17 protein-coding genes are annotated in these 16,584 nt (G+C 71.9%); 10 read left to right on the forward strand and 7 right to left on the reverse strand.

Annotated elements, in window-relative coordinates:
- Positions 1–115: 115 nt before the first annotated feature.
- Positions 116–2,233 carry a phosphoribosylformylglycinamidine synthase subunit PurL gene (purL, locus tag U5911_RS09305; protein ID WP_336036760.1) on the reverse strand — a complete coding sequence of 706 codons (2,118 nt, stop codon included), beginning with the start codon at positions 2,231–2,233 and terminating at the stop codon, positions 116–118.
- A gap of 116 nt (positions 2,234–2,349) precedes the next feature.
- On the opposite strand from purL, the gene U5911_RS09310 reads away from it, so the two are divergent.
- The 3 genes from U5911_RS09310 to U5911_RS09320 all read left to right on the forward strand — a co-directional run bounded on the left by U5911_RS09310 (position 2,350) and on the right by U5911_RS09320 (position 5,037).
- Positions 2,350–3,033 carry a PHP domain-containing protein gene (locus U5911_RS09310; protein ID WP_336036761.1) on the forward strand — a complete coding sequence of 228 codons (684 nt, stop codon included), beginning with the start codon at positions 2,350–2,352 and terminating at the stop codon, positions 3,031–3,033.
- Between the two features lie 4 nt (positions 3,034–3,037).
- The gene (locus U5911_RS09315; RefSeq protein ID WP_336036762.1) at positions 3,038–4,159 is read left to right on the forward strand and encodes an asparagine synthase C-terminal domain-containing protein; all 1,122 of its coding nucleotides are present in this window, start codon (positions 3,038–3,040) and stop codon (positions 4,157–4,159) included.
- A 98-nt stretch (positions 4,160–4,257) separates the two neighbouring features.
- Positions 4,258–5,037 (forward strand): SDR family oxidoreductase, encoded by a 780-nt coding sequence (locus U5911_RS09320; RefSeq protein ID WP_336036763.1) that lies wholly within the window; start codon positions 4,258–4,260, stop codon positions 5,035–5,037.
- Positions 5,038–5,093: 56 nt separating this feature from the next.
- Here U5911_RS09320 and U5911_RS09325 read toward each other — a convergent pair whose 3' ends face one another.
- Positions 5,094–5,573 (reverse strand): NUDIX domain-containing protein, encoded by a 480-nt coding sequence (locus U5911_RS09325; protein WP_336036764.1) that lies wholly within the window; start codon positions 5,571–5,573, stop codon positions 5,094–5,096.
- A 74-nt stretch (positions 5,574–5,647) separates the two neighbouring features.
- Complete coding sequence (locus tag U5911_RS09330; protein ID WP_336036765.1) at positions 5,648–6,706, reverse strand: transcription initiation factor IIB; 1,059 nt, start codon at positions 6,704–6,706, stop codon at positions 5,648–5,650.
- A gap of 153 nt (positions 6,707–6,859) precedes the next feature.
- Here U5911_RS09330 and gatC point away from each other — a divergent pair, with 153 nt between their 5' ends.
- From gatC to U5911_RS09345, 3 genes are all read left to right on the forward strand, one after another.
- Positions 6,860–7,135: an Asp-tRNA(Asn)/Glu-tRNA(Gln) amidotransferase subunit GatC gene (gatC, locus tag U5911_RS09335; protein WP_336036766.1), complete on the forward strand. Its 276-nt coding sequence runs from the start codon at positions 6,860–6,862 to the stop codon at positions 7,133–7,135.
- Positions 7,135–8,409: an Asp-tRNA(Asn)/Glu-tRNA(Gln) amidotransferase subunit GatA gene (gene gatA / locus U5911_RS09340; RefSeq protein WP_336036767.1), complete on the forward strand. Its 1,275-nt coding sequence runs from the start codon at positions 7,135–7,137 to the stop codon at positions 8,407–8,409. Before gatC ends, gatA begins: the two co-directional genes overlap by 1 nt.
- 215 nt (positions 8,410–8,624) lie before the next feature.
- Positions 8,625–10,658, forward strand: coding sequence for a bifunctional metallophosphatase/5'-nucleotidase (locus tag U5911_RS09345; RefSeq protein WP_336036768.1), 2,034 nt, complete (start codon positions 8,625–8,627; stop codon positions 10,656–10,658).
- Positions 10,659–10,736: 78 nt separating this feature from the next.
- On the opposite strand, the gene U5911_RS09350 is transcribed toward U5911_RS09345, so the two are convergent.
- Together U5911_RS09350 and U5911_RS09355 are read right to left on the reverse strand one after the other, a co-directional pair.
- Positions 10,737–11,186: a DUF7992 family protein gene (locus U5911_RS09350; RefSeq protein ID WP_336036769.1), complete on the reverse strand. Its 450-nt coding sequence runs from the start codon at positions 11,184–11,186 to the stop codon at positions 10,737–10,739.
- Positions 11,187–11,298: 112 nt separating this feature from the next.
- Positions 11,299–11,754, reverse strand: a complete 456-nt coding sequence (locus U5911_RS09355; protein WP_336036770.1) for an acyl-CoA thioesterase — start codon at positions 11,752–11,754, stop codon at positions 11,299–11,301.
- Between the two features lie 96 nt (positions 11,755–11,850).
- Here U5911_RS09355 and U5911_RS09360 point away from each other — a divergent pair, with 96 nt between their 5' ends.
- The 3 genes from U5911_RS09360 (at position 11,851) to purM (ending at position 15,047) form a co-directional block, all read left to right on the forward strand.
- Positions 11,851–13,353, forward strand: a complete 1,503-nt coding sequence (locus U5911_RS09360) for a TraB/GumN family protein (protein WP_336036771.1) — start codon at positions 11,851–11,853, stop codon at positions 13,351–13,353.
- Positions 13,353–13,946 (forward strand): zinc metalloprotease, encoded by a 594-nt coding sequence (locus tag U5911_RS09365; protein WP_336036772.1) that lies wholly within the window; start codon positions 13,353–13,355, stop codon positions 13,944–13,946. The genes U5911_RS09360 and U5911_RS09365 overlap by 1 nt, the downstream gene beginning before the upstream one ends.
- An 84-nt stretch (positions 13,947–14,030) precedes the next feature.
- Positions 14,031–15,047 (forward strand): phosphoribosylformylglycinamidine cyclo-ligase, encoded by a 1,017-nt coding sequence (gene purM, locus U5911_RS09370; RefSeq protein ID WP_336036773.1) that lies wholly within the window; start codon positions 14,031–14,033, stop codon positions 15,045–15,047.
- 76 nt (positions 15,048–15,123) lie between these two features.
- On the opposite strand, the gene U5911_RS09375 is transcribed toward purM, so the two are convergent.
- On the reverse strand, positions 15,124–15,663 hold the full coding sequence (locus tag U5911_RS09375) for a CBS domain-containing protein (RefSeq protein ID WP_336036774.1): 540 nt from the start codon (positions 15,661–15,663) through the stop codon (positions 15,124–15,126).
- Between the two features lie 69 nt (positions 15,664–15,732).
- Positions 15,733–16,104, reverse strand: coding sequence for a DUF555 domain-containing protein (locus U5911_RS09380; protein ID WP_336036775.1), 372 nt, complete (start codon positions 16,102–16,104; stop codon positions 15,733–15,735).
- 254 nt (positions 16,105–16,358) lie between these two features.
- Here U5911_RS09380 and U5911_RS09385 point away from each other — a divergent pair, with 254 nt between their 5' ends.
- Positions 16,359–16,526, forward strand: coding sequence for a hypothetical protein (locus U5911_RS09385; RefSeq protein ID WP_336036776.1), 168 nt, complete (start codon positions 16,359–16,361; stop codon positions 16,524–16,526).
- Positions 16,527–16,584: the final 58 nt, after the last annotated feature.

Here is a 16,584-nt window from a genome sequence, read left to right on the forward strand (position 1 = left end):
GCGGCGACGTCTCGTCGCGGACCACGGCTCCCTCACGAGCAGCGGGTGGCCGCCGAGAGACCGCAGTTCCCTCGGAGCAGCGACTGCACGCGGAGCAGTCGCCGTCGCCGCTCCGTCAGTCCAGCTCGCGCTCGAGGACACTCCGCAGGTCGCGGAGCTCGGCCGCGTCGTACTCGACGCCGCCGTCCTCGCCGTCGACGGCCAGCGAGAGCGCGCCGTCCGCAGTGGCGTCGCCGAGGTCGACGACCGGCGCGTCGACGGCCGCGCGGAGCGCGTCGGGGTCCGTGGTCTCGACGACCGCGCGGCCGGGCCGCTCGGAGAACAGCGCGGCCAGGCTCGGCGCGGTCGCGTCGACGCCGGCGTCCTCGGTCACCAGCTCCGCGAGCGCGACCGCGAGGCCGCCGTCGCTGACGTCGTGGACGGCGAGCGTCGCGTCGTGGCGCGCGGCCGCGCGCACCGCGGCGACCCCACTGTCGTCCACGTCGGGGAACGCGTCGCTGCCGTCGAACTGCGCGAGGTACTCGGAGCCGCCGAGCGCCTCGTCGTGGCCGCCGACGAGCACGAGCGCGCCCTCGCCCGTGACTGCCGCGTCGGGGGCGTCGTAGCCCTCGCGGACGCCCAGCATCGCGAGCGTCGGCGTCGGCGGCACGGGGCCGGCCGCGGAGTCGTTGTAGAGGCTGACGTTCCCGCCGACGACCGGCACGTCGAGGTCCCGACAGCCGTCCGCGAGGCCGTCCACCGCGGCCGCGAAGCCGCCGTAGACGTCGGGCTTCTCGGGGTTCCCGCCGTTCAGGCAGTCCACCGCCGCGAGCGGGTCGGCGCCGACCGCCGCGAGGTTCGTCGCGTTCTCGACGGCGGTCGCGTACGCGCCCTCGTAGGGCGCCGCCTCCGTCCAGTTCGGGTTCGCGCCCGCCGCGAACGCGAGCGCGGTGTCCGGACCGCCGGCCTCGGGGACCTCGTACAGCGCCAGTTCGGCGGCGTCCGCGCCGGGCCGCCGGAGCGTGCGGTTGCCGACCTCGTGGTCGTACTGGCGGTACACCCAGCGCTTGCTGGCCGTGTTCGGACTCGACACGACGGCCTCGGTCGCCGTCTCGAGGTCGACGTTCGGCAGGTCCGTCCCGGGCCGGCCGGGCGCCCCGCGGTCGAGGTCGTTCATCGGCGCGCCGTCGGCGAGGAACTCGGCGGGCACGTCGACGACGGGCTCGCCCTCGAACTCGCAGACGTAGTTCCCCTCGGTGACCTCGCCGATGACCGAGCACCCGAGGTCGAAGCGCTCGGCGACCTCGCGCACGCGCTCGACGTCCCCGGGGCGGACCTCGTAGCACATGCGCTCCTGGCTCTCGGCGAGCAGGATCTCGAGGGCGTTCATGTTCGGCTCGCGCTGGTGGACGGCGTCCAGGTCGATGCGCGCGCCGAGGCCGCCCTGCGCGACCATCTCCGAGGACGCGCCGCCGAGGCCGGCCGCGCCGAGGTCGCGCGCGGCGACGACGAGGTCCTCGTCGAGGAGGGCTTCGTTCGCCTCGACGAGGAGCTTCTCCGCGTAGGGGTCGCCGACCTGGACGGCGGGGCGGTCCTCGGTCTCGGCGTCCTCGGCGAGGTCCTCGCTGGCGAAGCTCGCGCCGCCGAGGCCGTCGCGGCCGGTGGCGTTCCCGACGAGCACGAGCGCGTTCCCGGGCTCGTTCGCGGCGGCGGTGACGAGGCGGTCCTCGGGCAGGAGGCCGACGCAGGCGACGTTCACGAGGGGGTTGCCCTCGTAGCCCTCGTGGAACTGCGTGGAGCCGGTGACCGTCGGGACGCCGATGGCGTTCCCGTAGTCGCTGATGCCCTCGACGACGCCGTCGAGGAGGTACCGGGAGTGCTCGCGGTCGAAGTCGCCGAAGTACAGGCAGTCCGCGAGCGCGATGGGGTACGCGCCCATCGAGAGCGTGTCGCGGACGATGCCGCCGACGCCGGTGGCGGCGCCGTCGTAGGGGTCGACGTACGACGGGTGGTTGTGGCTCTCCACGCCGAACGTGAGGTACAAGTCGTCGGTGACTGACACCACGGCGGCGTCGTCGCCGGGGCCGACGACGACGTCGTCGCTCTCGCTGTCGAACGCGGCCAGCAGCGGGCGCGAGGAGCGGTACGCGCAGTGCTCGCTCCAGAGGTTCTCGAACAGGGCGGCCTCCGCGCGCGTCGGGTCGCGGCCGAGTTCCGCTTCGACGAGGCGTCGGTCCGAGTCGGCGAGTGGCATTCACCTTCTTGGTCCTCCTGGGCGGGTTTAGTCGTTTCCATGTGCACGTTCGTGCTACGTTCGGCCGGTTCGACCGGACCGGGGCGCTTTTTGCCGCCCCCGCGCTACCAGGAGGCGTGCTCTCGGTCGAACTACACACGCACTCGTCGCTGTCCTACGACGGCCGCGACCCCGTCGAGATGCTCCTGGAGCAGGCACAGGCGGTGGGGCTCGACGCGCTCGCGGTCACGGACCACGACGAGATCGACGCGAGCCTGCGTGCGGCCGAACTCGCCGCGGACTACGACCTCGTCGGCATCCCCGGGATGGAGGTGACCAGCGAGGCCGGCCACGTGCTCGCGCTGGGGGTCGAGGACGCGGTTCCGGCGGGGCTGCCGTTCGACGAGACCCTCGAGGCGATCCGCGACCGCGGCGGCATCGCCGTCGTCCCCCACCCCTTCCAGTCGTCGCGCAGCGGCGTGGCGCCGAACGTCTCCCACGGCGAGCTGGCGTCGGCGGACGCCATCGAGGTGTACAACTCCCGGCTGCTCACCGGGCGCGCGAACCGGAAGGCCGAGCGCTTCTCGCGCGCCCACGACATCCCCATGACGGCGGGCAGCGACGCCCACATCGCGGAGATGGTGGGCCAGGCGGTCACCAGGGTTGGCGCGGAGGACCGCAGCCTGGCGGCCATCCTGGACGCCGTCCGGGACGGCCGCACGAGCGTCGAGGGCAAGCGCACGCCCTGGCACATCAGCTTCCGGCAGGCCGCGGGCGGCGCGAAGCGACGCGTGAAAAACCGGCTCGCCGAGCTGCTCTGAGCCGATGCGGGGGGCGTCCGCCGGGACGGTCGAGGCGGCCCTCGACGCGGCCGACCCGCTCCCGGGCACGTACGGGTTCGCCGGCGAACTCCCGGACGGCCGCCTGGTGCGTGACGTCCTCGGTCGGGAGCTCTGTTACGTCGACCCCGAAAGCGGCGCGTGGGCGCACGACCCCGACGGCCTCCCGAACGCGGAGCCGGTGCCGGCGGGCCACGTCCGGGAGCTCGGGACTGGCGCGACCGAGCGCGCGTGGCGGCTTCCCGACCCGCCCGCGGACGGCGAGCGTCCCGTCCAGCGCGTCCGGGCGGCGCTCGACCGGGCGCTCGCGGTGGACGGCGAGAAACCCGCGGTGGACGGCGACGGCCTCGCGGTGGACGGCGACGGCCTCGCGGTTGCGTTCTCCGGCGGCGTCGATTCGGCTGTCGTCGCGAGCGCCGTGGACGCACCGCTGTACGTCGTCGGGTACGGGGACTGCGCGGACGTCGCTGCCGCGGAGGAGTCCGCGGCGGCGATGGGCCGCGGCGGCGACCTGCGCGTCGTGGCCCTCTCCCTGGACGACGTGGAGGCGGCGGTTCCCGAGGTGGCGCGCGCGATCGGCCGGACGAACGCGATGGACGTCCAGATCGCGCTGCCGCTGTACCTCGTCGCGGACGCGATCGCTGCCGACGGCTACGACCGCGTGGCGCTCGGGCAGGGCGCGGACGAACTGTTCGGGGGGTACGCGAAGGTCGCGAACGCGCCCGGCGACCACCGCGTCGACGCGGACACCGTCCGCGGCGCGCGCCGCGAGGTCCTGCGGTCGCTACCCGACCAGCTGGAGCGGGACCTGCGGGCGGTCCGCGCCGCCGGGGTCGAACCGGTGACGCCGCTGGTGCACGACGACGTGGTGCGCGCGGCGCTCTCGCTGCCAGGCGACTGGCTCGTTTCGGGCGGGACCCGAAAGCGCGCGCTCCGCGAGGCCGCACGCGACCGGCTGCCCGACGTGGTCTGCGAGCGCGAGAAGAAGGCCGTCCAGTACGGCAGCCTCGTGGCGCGCGAGGTCGACCGCCTCGCGCGGCGGGCCGGGTTCAAGCGCCGGCTGGACGACCACGTCACGAAGTACGTCGAGAGCCGCCTGGAGTCGTAAGCGGACCGGAGGCCGGTAGCGGCGGCGAATCCGGGTCGTCGCCACAGCGGGGGAATCGCCCGCACGTTTCAAGGTCGGTCGTGTCGTATCCGAGAGACATGTCCGGTCTGCTCACCGACGAGGCGGCAGTGGTAACGGGCGGTAGTTCGGGAATCGGGCGGGCGGTCGCCGTCCGGTTCGCCGAGGAGGGCGCCGACGTCGTCGTCGCGGACCTCAAAGCCGAGTCGCGGGACCCGGACGAGGACGCCACGACCGTCGAAGTCGTCGAGTCCGAGACCGACCGGTCCGCGACGTTCGTGGAGTGCGACGTCAGCGACCTCGAGGACCTCGAGGCCGCCGTCGACGCCGCGGACGAGTACGGCGGCGTCTCCGTGATGGTGAACAACGCCGGCGTCTTCCGCGGCGAGGAGTTCACCGAGGTCACCGAGGCGGAGTTCCAGCAGCTGATGGACGTGAACGTGAAGGGGACGTACTTCGGCGCGCAGGCCGCCGCGAAGCGGATGCTGGACGGCGACGGCGGCAGCATCGTGAACCTCTCCAGCGTCGCCGGCCTGGAAGGGTCGGCGGGGTTCGCGACCTACTGCGCGTCGAAGGGCGCCGTCCGGCTGTTGACGTACTCGCTGGCCGCCGAACTCGGGCCGGAGGGCGTGCGCGTGAACGCCATCCACCCCGGCATCATCGAGACGTCGATGACGACCGACGACGTCCCCATCGTCGGCGGCGAGATGGGCGACGACTACCTCGAGGACGTGCCGTCGCGGCGCTGGGGCGACCCGGGCGACATCGCGGACGCCGCCGTGTTCCTCGCCAGCGACATGGGCGACTACGTGAACGGCGAGAGCCTCGTCGTCGACGGCGGCATGACGAACACGAACTGAGCGCAGGGAGCGCTCGACGCCCCTTACTCGGCCGTCCACGCTGCCGGTAGCCCGACTCAGCCGTCCACGCGCTCGGCCGCCTCGATGGCCTCGAGCGCGATCTGGACGGTGTCGTCGTCGAGGTGGTCGGCGCGGCGGAGGTCCGTGCGGTCGTACCAGTCCCAGACCGCCGGGCCCGGTTCGCCGTCGGCGGGGTCGATGCGCCGCGAGGGGACCCGCGCGAAGTAGATGTGGTCGACGTGCTGGTGGCCGACGGCGCCGTCCTCGTGGACGTTGATGTCGTAGCAGACCTGGTAGCGCGGCGACGGCAGCGCGAACCCGTCCGGCGCCGGGAGGTCTGGCGCGTCGCCGAGCAGCGTCGGCTCGAGGCCGGTCTCCTCGCGGACCTCGCGGAGGCCGGCCTCGTGGGGGAGTTCGTCGCGGTCGACGTGGCCGCCCGGCGGGATGGTGATGCCGAGGCGGTCGTGGTCGTGGAGGGCGGTCGCACCGTCGTTGACGACGTAGACGGTCGCCGTGAAGTGGCGGGTCGTCTCCATGCACCGCGGTCTCGCGACGCGCCGGAAAGAGGTTGCGGTCGGGCGGGTCGACCGCGCGAGCGACCGGCGTCCCGTCAGGCTTCGACGCCGGCTTCGCCGCCGGCCTCGAGGATCTCGTGGTAGCGGTTCCGGATGGTGACCTCGCTGACGTTCGCGACATCGGAGACCTCGCTCTGGGTGACGCGTTCGTTCGCGAGGAGGCTGGCGGCGTAGACGGCGGCCGCGGCGAGGCCGACCGGCGACTTCCCCGAGTAGAGGCCGGCCTGCCGGGCGCTCTCGAGGAGGTCGCGGGCGCGGCGCTCGACCGCGTCGCTCAGGCCGAGCTCCGAGCAGAACCGCGGCACGTAGCTCGTCGGGTCGGTGGGCGCGACCTCGAGGCCGAGCTCGCGGGCGACGTACCGGTACGTGCGGGCGATCTCGTCGCGGTCGACGCGCGCGACGTTCGCCACCTCGTCGAGGCTGCGCGGCGCGTCCGCCTGTCGCGCGGCGGCGTAGAGGGCGGCCGTCGCGACGCCCTCGATGGAGCGGCCGGGCAGGAGGTCGTCGTCCAGCGCGCGGCGGTAGATGACCGACGCGGTCTCGCGGACGTTCTTCGGCAGGCCGAGCGCCGAGGACATCCGCTCGATCTCGCCGAGGGCCTGCTTGAGGTTGCGCTCTTTCGCGGTGCGCGTCCGGAAGCGCTCGTTCCACTTGCGGAGCCGGCGCATCTTCCGGCGCTGCCGCGAGGACAGCGAGTTCCCGTACGCGTCCTGGTCCTGCCAGCCGATGTTCGTCGAGAGGCCCTTGTCGTGCATCAGGTTCGTCGTCGGCGCGCCGACGCGGCTCTTCTGGTCCTGTTCGTCGGCGTCGAAGGCGCGCCACTCGGGGCCGCGGTCGATGCCGTCCTCCTCGACGACGAGCCCGCAGTCCTCACAGACCGTCTCGCCGCGCTCCTCGTCGACGACGAGGTCGCCGCCGCACTCCGGACACCGCGTCTCGGCGGTCTCGTCCGCGTCCGTCCGGTCGCGCTCGGGCTCCGCCTCCCGTTCGTCCGCCGACTCGGCGTCAGCGACCCTCGCGGCGGTGTCGGGTCCGGCGTCGGGAGACTCGGTCGCCTCTTCGCGGTCGTCCTCCCGCGTTCGGGGGTCACTCATGGTGAGCTGGGCGGATTCTGTGGGTCCGCAGGCGTCGAATCCGTCTGTACGGAGGGCTTCAGCGCACAAAAGGACTGTGGTAGACACCCTCACTCACGGACGCGAGCCGGGTGCCATCGAAACGCTTACCGACGCGACGGGCAATCCTCGGACATGAGCGATTCTGTCGACGCCGACGAGGTCGAGCACGTCGCGGGCCTCGCGCGGGTCGCCCTCGACGACGACGAGGTCGCCGCGTTCGTCGACCAGTTCGACGACATCCTCGCGCACTTCGAGGCCCTCGAGGACGTCCCCGAGGTCGAGGCCGAGCCGGACCTCGTGAACGTGATGCGCGAGGACGAAATCGAGGACAGCCTCGACCAGGCCGAGGCGCTGGCGAACGCCGCCGAGACCGAGGACGGCCGGTTCAAGGGCCCGAAGGTGTCGTGATGTCGCTGAACGCGTACATCACCGAGGAGACCATCGAGGGCTCGGAGGACGGCCCGCTCGCCGGACGGACCGTCGCCGTCAAGGACAACATCTCCACCGAGGGCGTCCGGACGACCTGCGGCTCGAAGATGCTGGCGGACTACGTGCCGCCGTACGACGCGACGGTCGTCGAGCGCCTCAAAGACGCGGGCGCGACCGTCCCCGGGAAGACGAACATGGACGAGTTCGGGATGGGGACGACCACGGAGACGTCGTACTTCGGCCCGACGCGGAACCCCGTAGACGAGGACCGCGTGCCGGGCGGCTCCTCGGGCGGCAGCGCGGCGGCCGTCGCCGCCGGCGACGCCGACCTCGCGCTCGGCTCCGACACCGGCGGCTCCATCCGGTGTCCGGCCGCGTTCTGCGGCGTCGTCGGCATCAAGCCGACGTACGGGCTCGTCTCCCGGTACGGCCTGGTCGCGTACGCGAACAGCCTCGAACAGATCGGCCCCATCGCGCCGACCGTCGAGGAGGCCGCGGAACTCCTCGACGTCGTCGCCGGTCCGGACGAGAACGACGGCACGACCCGGGAGGAGGGCGCGGACACGGACTTCGCCGCGGCGGCCGAGGGCGACGTCGACGGGCTCACCGTCGGCGTCCCCACCGAACTCGTCGAGGGCGCCGAGGACGGCGTCGTCGAGACGTTCGAGGCCGCCCTCGAGGACCTCCGCAGTCGGGGCGCGACCGTCGAGGAGGTCGCCCTGCCGTCCGCGGAGTACGCGGTCGCCGCCTACTACGTCATCGCGATGTCGGAGGCCTCCTCGAACCTCGCGCGCTTCGACGGCGTGCGCTACGGCCACTCGGGGGGCTTCGACGGGAACTGGAACGAGTCGTTCGCGGAGGCGCGCTCGGAGGGGTTCGGCGACGAGGTGAAACGCCGCATCCTCCTCGGCACGTACGCGCTCTCGGCCGGCTACCACGACAAGTACTACAAGCAGGCCCAGGAGGCACGCGCGTGGGTGAAGCGGGACTTCGACGACGCGTTCGCGGACGTCGACGTGCTGGCGTCGCCGACGATGCCGATTCTCCCCCCGGAGCTCGGCGAGAGCCTCGACGACCCGCTGAAGATGTACCTCGCGGACGCCAACACCACGCCCGTGAACCTCGCGAACCTGCCGGCCATCTCCGTGCCGGCCGGCGAAGCCGACGGCCTGCCCGTGGGCCTGCAACTCGTCGGCCCGGCGTTCGGCGAGGAGACCATCGTCAACGCCGCCGCGGCCGTCGAACAGGCCTGAAGCTCCGATTCCGCGTCCGTCCTCGACGCCGCCACCGAGCGGAGCTTTATCGTGTGACGCCCCAGCGAGCGACGCCTCCATCGAGCGACGCGGTCACCGACGGACGCCCGACAGAGATTTCGTTCGATACCTTCCTAAATTCGGTATCCCTATATTGTTCTCCCAAGCTCACTACCTAGTAAATTTAAGCCGTCGTGGTGCGAGTACGCTCCTGCATGCGCAGGCTTCCCACGGTACTGGTCGTGGCGTGCCTCGTGCTCGCGGGCGCAGTCGGGCCCGCGGCGGCGAGCGCGCCGACGACCCACGACACTACAGCAGCGCACGGCGAACTGACCGACGGCGCCGCGAGCACTGCCGTCGAGGCGCAGGCGAACAACTCCAGCGACGAGACGACCCTGACGGTCCTGGCGTACAACGACGTCCAGACCGCCGCCGCGGAGAACACGACGCTCCCGCGGCTGGTGTCGCTCGTCGACCAGCGGCGCGCCGCCCACGACAACCCGACCGTCATCGTCGGCGGCGGCGACGAGGTCAGCCCGCACGCGCTGTCGCCGCTCAGCCAGTGGCGGGTCCCCGTCGACGTGCTGAACGTGCTCGAGCCGGACGCCGAGGTCGTCGGCAACCACGACCTCGACTACGGGTTCGAGGCGGTCGCGAACTACTCCGCGGCCTCGGAGTTCCCGTGGCTGATGGCGAACATCGTCGACGAGGAGACCGGGGAGCCCATCCCCGGCACCGAGCCGTACACCGTCGTCGAACGCGACGGCGTGAAAGTCGGCGTCGTCGGGCTCGCCGACGAGGCCATCAAGTCCAAGACCGCCGTGAGCTTCGACGAGCAGGGATACGAGCTCCGGAACTACTCGGCTGTCGCCAGCGAGTACGCGACCGAACTGAAAGACGAACGGGGCGTCGACGTCGTGGTGGCGGCCGCGCACGTCGGCATCCCCGAGTCGAAGACGCTCGCGAACACGACCGAGAACGTCGACGTCGTGGTCGCCGGTGACGACGAACTCGAGTACGCGCCCGAAGAGACCTCGGGGACGGTCATCGTCGAGGCCGAGGCGCGCGCCCAGCACCTCGCCGAAGTCAACCTCACCGTCGAGGACGGCGACGTGACGGCCTGGAACGGCCGACTCCTCGACACGAGCGAAGCCCCGAAGAACGAGACGGCGTCCGCCGTCATCTCCGACGCCCGCGAGGACGAACTGAACGAGGTCGTCGGGGAGACGACGGTCGCCCTGGACGCGCGGTTCTCGCCGAACTACCACGACGAGACCGCGCTCGGGAACATGATCACGGACGCCTTCCGGGCGCAGACCGGCGCCGAGGTCGCCGTCACGAACGCGGGCGGCATCCGGTCGAACAGCGTCTACGGGCCCGGGAACGTCACCGTCGGCGACGTCTACAACATCCTGCCGTTCCGGAACACGCTCGTCACCGTCGAGCTGACGGGCGACGAGCTGAAGCGGCTGCTCGCCAGCCAGGTCGTCCCCCTGGAGAGCGAGACCGGCCAGCGGTACGGCGTCGAGGCGCAGCTGCAGGTCAGCGGCGTCACCTACGAGTACGCCAGCCACGGTGACCAGGAGCCGGTCGTCCGCGAGGCGTGGGTGAACGGCGAACCCGTCGAGGGCGACGAGACGTACGACGTCACGGTGAACTCCTACATGGCCGGCTGGGAGGGCTCCGTGCTCGCGGACGCTCCACGGGTGAACGCGACGGACACCCTCTACGGCACCGCGCTCCTCGAGTACGTCCGCGAGAACTCGCCGGTGTCGCCCGAGGACACCAACCGCATCCGGCGCGTCGACGACTTCGCCGAGGTGGAGTCCGTCGACGTCCGGCGGGGCGACGCGACCGTGGTGCTGGACGCGCCCGCCGGCCTGAACGGCACGGACGCCGAGAGCTTCTACGTGACCCACGCCGACTCGACCGAGCGGCAGTACGCCGAGTCGGTCCGCGTCGACGGTGACACCGTCGAGGTCGCGTTCGAGGTGTCGGAGCTGGCGCCGCTGCTCGGCGAGACCGGCGACCTCGAGCTGTACGGCGAGTACAGCACCACCGCCTACGAGCGCGTCTACTTCGAGTCCTCCGTGCTGAACGCGGACCTCGAGCGCGGCGCGTTCGGCGACGCCGACCGCGGCAGCTGGGCGGGCGCCGACGAGAGCGAACGCCGCGGCGACCGCAGCGGTCCAGGCCACGTCCACGCGACGAGCACCGCACGACCCGGTCCGGTCGCCGCTGCGGGCTGACGGCCGGCCTCCCGGCCGGAGCCGCCGGTCGCGGCTGCGGTCGCAGTTGCACGGACGCGCGGGAACCGAGCGACGGACTCAGAAGTCCGGGAGGTCGTCGGGCGCGTCGTAGTCGGCCTCCCAGTCGACGTACTCCTCTTTCAGGAGCCGGGAGACCTCCGCGCCGAGCTCCGCCAGCGACGCGTTGATGTTCGAGACCGTGTCCCAGGACCGGAGGTCCGGGTGGAGTTCGCGCTCGCGCCAGTCCTCGGGGAGGCCGGGCGCGTGGTAGCCGACGCGGTCGGCGAAGTCGTCCCAGAAGAAGTCGAAGTGGTCGAACAGCCCGAGGTCGACCGCGACGTCGAAGGCCTCGCGGTCCAGGGACGTCTCCGCCGCCCACGTCTCGAACGCTTCCTCCCACGCGCCGTCCTCGAGGAACGCCTGGAGGTCGTCGCGGTGGTAGTCCGTCCCCTGGACGGTCACGTCCTCGTACTCGTCGGGGTCGCCTTCCAGGTCCGGCGGGTCCGGTGCGGGGGCGTCGAGTGACACGCCGAGGGCTACGCGGCGAGGTGGGAAAAGTCTGGGCGTCACCGGGCGACGGCGACCGCCGGACTCCCCGGGGAGCCCCGGCGGGCCGACCGCTCCGGGGCGACCGCGCCGCCTACCGCTGGTTCTCGTGGGCCTCGAGGGCGGCCTCGCGGAGCGTCTCCTCGGCCTCGGACTCGGTCTCGACGCGCGGCACCTCGGTCGGGTTGCCGTCGTCGTCGAGCGCGACGAACGTGAAAAACGACGTCGTCGTCTTGCGCTCGGTGCCCTCGCGGGGGTCCTCGGCGTGCACGTCGACCTTCACGTCGAGGCTTGACCGCCCGACGTCGAAGACGTACGCCTCGACGACCGCGACCTCCCCCATCTCGATGGGGCTGATGAAGTCGACGTGGTCCATCGAGGCGGTGACGCACTGGCGGCCGGAGAACCGCATCGACGCGATGGCCGCGCAGATGTCCATCCAGTGCAGCACCGCCCCACCGAGCGCGCGGCCGAGGTTGTTCGTGTCGTTGGGCAACAGCAGTTCGGTCATCTCCGTGTAGGAGTCCATCAGGCGGGCCGACTCGGGCATGCCCGGTGGTTCGACGGCTGGCGGCATGAAGGCTTCCGAGTCGCGGCGGCTCCGGTTTCCGACAAGCGTAAGGCCGCCACGACTAACTTCGAGGCAATGAGCGAGGAATCCGCGGCGACCCGCGAGGGCTCGGTCCGGGTCGTCGGGACGGCCCACGTCTCCGCGGACAGCGTCGAGGAGGTCGAGCGCGTCGTCGAAGAGGACCGGCCGGACGCGGTGGCGGTGGAACTCGACGAGGGCAGGTACCGGCAGCTGCAGGGCGAGACGCCCGACGACCTCGACGCCAGCGACCTCCTGAAGGGGAGCATGGCGTTCCAGTTCCTCGCGTACTGGCTGCTGTCGTACGTCCAGCAGCGCCTCGGCGAGCAGTTCGGCATCGAACCGGGCGCGGACATGAAGGCGGGCATCGACGCCGCGGAGCGCGTCGGCGCGGACGTGGCGCTCGTCGACCGCGACATCCAGGTGACCATCCAGCGGTTCTGGGCGCGCATGACCGGCGTCGAGAAGCTCCGCCTCGTGGGCGAGCTCGCGCTCGGCGTCACTGACAGCCGGACGCTCGGGCTCGCAGTCGGCGGCCTCGCCGGGTTCCTGGTCGGCGTCGCCGCGGAGTTCGTCGCCGGCCCGTTCCTGCTGCCGCCGCCGCCGGCCGGCGTCGGCGTGCTCGCGACGCCGCTGCTGTTGCTTACGGGGCTCGCTGAGGCCGCGCTGTTCGCGGCGGGCGGCGCGCTCGTGCTCGGCGTCGCGTTCGCGGCGCTGTTCGCGCGCAGCGAACCCGACGACGTCGAGGAGTTCTCGATGGACGACCTCACGGACGCGGACGTGGTGTCGGCGATGATGGAGGAGTTCCGGCGGTTCAGCCCCGCCGGCGCGGAGGCGCTCATCGACGAGCGGGACGCGTACATCGCGCACAACCTCCTCGCGCTCCGCGAACAGGGCAAGCGCGTGGTCGCCGTCCTCGGCGCCGGCCACCGCGAGGGCGTCGAGCACTATCTCGAGCACCCCGAGGACCTGCCGCCGATCGGGTCGCTGACCGGCACCCAGCGCAAGCGGTTCTCCGTGTTCCGCGCCCTCGGGCTGTTGCTGACGCTGGGCTTTCTCGCGTTCTTCGTGTTGCTGGTGATGGCGGGCGTCAGCAACACCGTCCTCCTGGAGGTGTTCGCGGCGTGGTTCCTGTTCAACGGCGTCATCTCGATGGGCGCGGCGAAGCTCGCCGGCGCGCACTGGTCGAGCGCGGGCGTCGGCGGCGCGGTCGCGTGGCTGACGAGCGTGAACCCCCTGCTCGCGCCGGGCTGGTTCGCGGGCTACGTCGAGCTCCGGTACCTCTCCGTGCGCGTCGCGGATGTCGGGACGCTGAACGAGCTCCTGGACGACGAGACGCGACCCATCCGGGCGGTCCTCTCGGACATGCTCGACGTGCCGCTGTTCCGGCTCATCGCCGTCGTCGCGAGCACGAACGTCGGGAGCTTCGTCGCGTCGGCGCTGTTCCCGTTCGTCGTGCTCCCGCTCATCGGCGGGCCGTTCGACAGCGTCGCCGCCGTCACGGACGCCATGGTCAGGGGCGCACAGAACAGCGCGGACGCCGTCTGGGGGCTGTTCTGATGCGGTTCTCCGGTCGAGAGGTGCGGGACCTCCTGGTGGCGTGGCTGGCGCTCGGGCTCGCGTTCAGCCTGCTGTACGTCCCGGTGAGCCCGACGACGATGGGGGAGACGCTGACGAGCAGCCTGTTCCTCGGGGAGTTCGCGCTGAGCCTCGCGACCGTTGGGGTGGCGTTCCTGCTGCACGAGCTCGCGCACAAGGTCGTCGCGGTGCGCTACGGCCAGCACGCGGAGTTCCGCGCGGACTTCGGGATGCTCGCGCTCGCCGTCGCGGGCGGCTTCGCGGGGTTCCTGTTCGCGGCGCCGGGCGCGGTCCACCACCGCGGCTACATCACGCCCCGCGAGCACGGCCTCATCGCGGTCGCCGGCCCGCTGACGAACGTCGCGCTCGCGGCCGTCTCCCTCGGCCTGATGGTGACGGTGGCGCCCGACGTCGGGTGGCGCGGCCTCTTCATCAACGTCCTGCTGGCGGGGTTCAACATGATCCCGTTCGGGCCGCTGGACGGCCGCACCGTCCTCGACTGGAGTCCGGCGGCGTACGCCGCCGCCGCGGTTCCCACCGTCGGGCCGGCGCTGCTGTTGTTCTTCGGCCTCTGAGGCCGTGCGGCGACGTGCCGCGGCGGTGTCGCGGTTCGCGCATAGACCGGCACGTTTTTCGCCCCGAGATACGCACGCTCGTGTATGACCAACGGCGGTGCGGACGGCGGGGACGGCGCCGACGAGGCGGAGGAACTGACGTACGCCGACGCCGGCGTGGACGTCGAGGACAGCGAGGCGGCGACCGCGGCGCTCGTGGGCGCGGTCTCGGAGACCGCGGACACCACCGAGTACGCCGGGCTCGTCGACGTCGGCGACCGGTACCTCGCGCTGGCGACCGACGGCGTCGGCACGAAGCTGCTCGTCGCGGAGGCGCTCGGGGACTACTCCACCGTGGGCATCGACTGCGTCGCGATGAACGTCAACGACCTCGTCGCGGCGGGCGTCGAACCGGCGGCGTTCGTCGACTACCTCGCCGTCGACGAACCCGACGAGGACCGCGCCGAGCAGCTCGGAGAGGGCCTGGCGGCGGGCGCCGAGGAGGCCGGCGTCGCGCTCGTCGGCGGCGAGACGGCGGTGATGCCGGAGGTCGTCAACGACTTCGACCTCGCGGGCACCGTCGCCGGCCTCGCCACCGACGAGGACCTGTTCCCCGGGAAGGCCGAGGCCGGCGACGCGCTCGTGGGTTTCGCGTCGTCGGGCATCCACTCGAACGGCCTGACGCTCGCGCGGAAGGCCGCCGAGCGCGCTGGCGGCTTCGACGAGCCGTTCCCCGGCGACGGCTACGAGACGGTCGGCGAGGCGCTGCTGGAGCCGACGCGCATCTACACGCACCTGCTCGACGCGCTCCGCGAGTTCGGCGTGCACGCCGCGGCACACGTCACCGGCGGCGGCTGGACGAACCTCGAGCGCATGGGGGAGTTCCGCTACGAGGTGCCCGACCCCTTCCCCGCGCAGGACGTCTTCGAGTTCGTCCGGGACGCCGGGAACGTCGGCACCGAGGAGATGCACCGCACGTTCAACATGGGCACCGGGTTCGTGGTCGCGCTGCCGCCCGAGCGCGCAGACGGACTCGTCGCGGAGACCGACGGCGAACTGGTCGGGGCGGTCGAGGAGGCCGACGGCGAGCCGTCCGTTGAGATCCGCGGCCTGTCGCTGTAGCGGTTCGTCGACTTTCGCTGTAGCGATTTGCGGCCTGTCGCCGGAAGCGACTCGCGACTCGCGGCGCGGAATGCCGTCAGCTGATGCGCGCCGCCACGTCCGCCTGCGTGATGATGCCGACCGTCTCGCCGTCCTTCGTCACCATCACCGCCTTGTAGTGGTCGAGGAGGCTGGAGATCTCGTCGATGGTCGCGTCCTCGGAGACGGTGGGGAAGCTCTCGCTCATCACGTCGCGGACGGGGTGGTCGCCGACGTCCTCGCCGGCGTGGACGACGTCGCTGTCGCTGATGGAGCCGACGGGGACGCCGTTCGTGATGACCGGGAGCTGGGAGTAGCCGGCGTCCTGCATCTTCTGGACGGCTTCGGTGACGGCGTCGTCGGGGGCGACGCTGACGACCTCCTCGTTCATGAGGGTCTTCGCGCGGACGACGTCGCCCTCGGCCTCGTCGAGCGCCTCGACGATGCGCCGGAGCGTCGACAGTCTCGGGTCGACGTCGCCGCCCTCGATGCGGGCGATCAGCGGCTGGGAGACGCCCGCGCGGTCGGCGAGCTCGCTCTGCGTGAGTTCGAGCGAGGTCCGGCGTTCGCGCAGGTCCTTGGGCGTCGGGAGGCTCATACGCCCCGATAACCAGGAGTTATTAATAAAGGTTCGGGAGGGCCGCGCTCGCCGCGAGCGACACCGCGTTCAGGCCGCTTCGGCGCTCTCGCCGTCGCCGTCCTCCTCGACGACCTCGATGACCTCCAGCGGGACGTCGCGGAGCGCGCCGCCGACCTCGCTCTTGGCGATGCGCTCGGCGTGCTCCTCGCTGTCCGCGTTGAACACGGTGAGCTCGAGGACGAGCCCGACCAGGGCGGTGTTCGCCGCGAGGAACGCCGCGTCGAGGGGCTCACCGCAGGCGGGACACGTGGTGACGCCCGCCTCGACCTCGACGTAGTCGAGGTCCTGGTCGTTCAGTCGCTTGCCGGCTTCGCTCACGGCGACGCCGATGGCGTCGTCGGAGTTCTCGACGTCACGGACCAGCCACGCGGCTTCCATCGCAACGACGTAGTTGCTCATACCCGCTCATCGACGCCCGGGAAGTCGTGCTTTGTGGTTTCGCCGCCTCACCGCGCACGCCACCCGGATAGTCGCCGTAACTTACGGCACAGTGCCGCGACAGCAACGGCACTCCTACCGCTGACTGCGGCCGTCCGCGCGATTCGGACGACGCCCGTCCGACAGAACGGAAACCGCAAGACGGCGCCGACGTGAGTCGGGCGACCCGCCCGGAAGGCTTTTATAATGGCGTGTACTGAGCCGGTACCACTCCGATGCTCGACCGCACCACGCGCCTCGCGCTGTTCGCGCTCTACCAGTCCAGCCTCGCACTGGGCATCATGCTGTTGCCCGTCGCCGTGCTCGTCCGGCAGGCCGGGGTCACCCTGCCAGTCCACGCGCTCGTCGAGCGCACCGAGCGCGCCTACCGCGCCGCGAACTGAGAACACCAGCCTGAGCCCTTCTGAAGCCGGATTACGCACCGCCCCGAATGCCCGGAAG

Source organism: Halobacterium yunchengense, from assembly GCF_037031165.1.
Taxonomy (GTDB): Archaea; Halobacteriota; Halobacteria; order Halobacteriales; family Halobacteriaceae; genus Halobacterium; species Halobacterium yunchengense.

Bases quoted from the DNA above. Each gene is read 5' to 3' on its own strand.
- purL (WP_336036760.1), bottom strand. From the start codon at position 2,233: ATGCCACTCGCCGACTCGGACCGACGCCTCGTCGAAGCGGAACTCGGC.
- U5911_RS09315 (WP_336036762.1), top strand. From the start codon at position 3,038: ATGCGGGGGGCGTCCGCCGGGACGGTCGAGGCGGCCCTCGACGCGGCC.
- U5911_RS09320 (WP_336036763.1), top strand. From the start codon at position 4,258: ATGTCCGGTCTGCTCACCGACGAGGCGGCAGTGGTAACGGGCGGTAGT.
- U5911_RS09325 (WP_336036764.1), bottom strand. From the start codon at position 5,573: ATGGAGACGACCCGCCACTTCACGGCGACCGTCTACGTCGTCAACGAC.
- U5911_RS09330 (WP_336036765.1), bottom strand. From the start codon at position 6,706: ATGAGTGACCCCCGAACGCGGGAGGACGACCGCGAAGAGGCGACCGAG.
- gatC (WP_336036766.1), top strand. From the start codon at position 6,860: ATGAGCGATTCTGTCGACGCCGACGAGGTCGAGCACGTCGCGGGCCTC.
- gatA (WP_336036767.1), top strand. From the start codon at position 7,135: ATGTCGCTGAACGCGTACATCACCGAGGAGACCATCGAGGGCTCGGAG.
- U5911_RS09345 (WP_336036768.1), top strand. From the start codon at position 8,625: ATGCGCAGGCTTCCCACGGTACTGGTCGTGGCGTGCCTCGTGCTCGCG.
- U5911_RS09355 (WP_336036770.1), bottom strand. From the start codon at position 11,754: ATGCCCGAGTCGGCCCGCCTGATGGACTCCTACACGGAGATGACCGAA.
- U5911_RS09360 (WP_336036771.1), top strand. From the start codon at position 11,851: ATGAGCGAGGAATCCGCGGCGACCCGCGAGGGCTCGGTCCGGGTCGTC.
- U5911_RS09365 (WP_336036772.1), top strand. From the start codon at position 13,353: ATGCGGTTCTCCGGTCGAGAGGTGCGGGACCTCCTGGTGGCGTGGCTG.
- purM (WP_336036773.1), top strand. From the start codon at position 14,031: ATGACCAACGGCGGTGCGGACGGCGGGGACGGCGCCGACGAGGCGGAG.
- U5911_RS09375 (WP_336036774.1), bottom strand. From the start codon at position 15,663: ATGAGCCTCCCGACGCCCAAGGACCTGCGCGAACGCCGGACCTCGCTC.
- U5911_RS09380 (WP_336036775.1), bottom strand. From the start codon at position 16,104: ATGAGCAACTACGTCGTTGCGATGGAAGCCGCGTGGCTGGTCCGTGAC.
- U5911_RS09385 (WP_336036776.1), top strand. From the start codon at position 16,359: ATGCTCGACCGCACCACGCGCCTCGCGCTGTTCGCGCTCTACCAGTCC.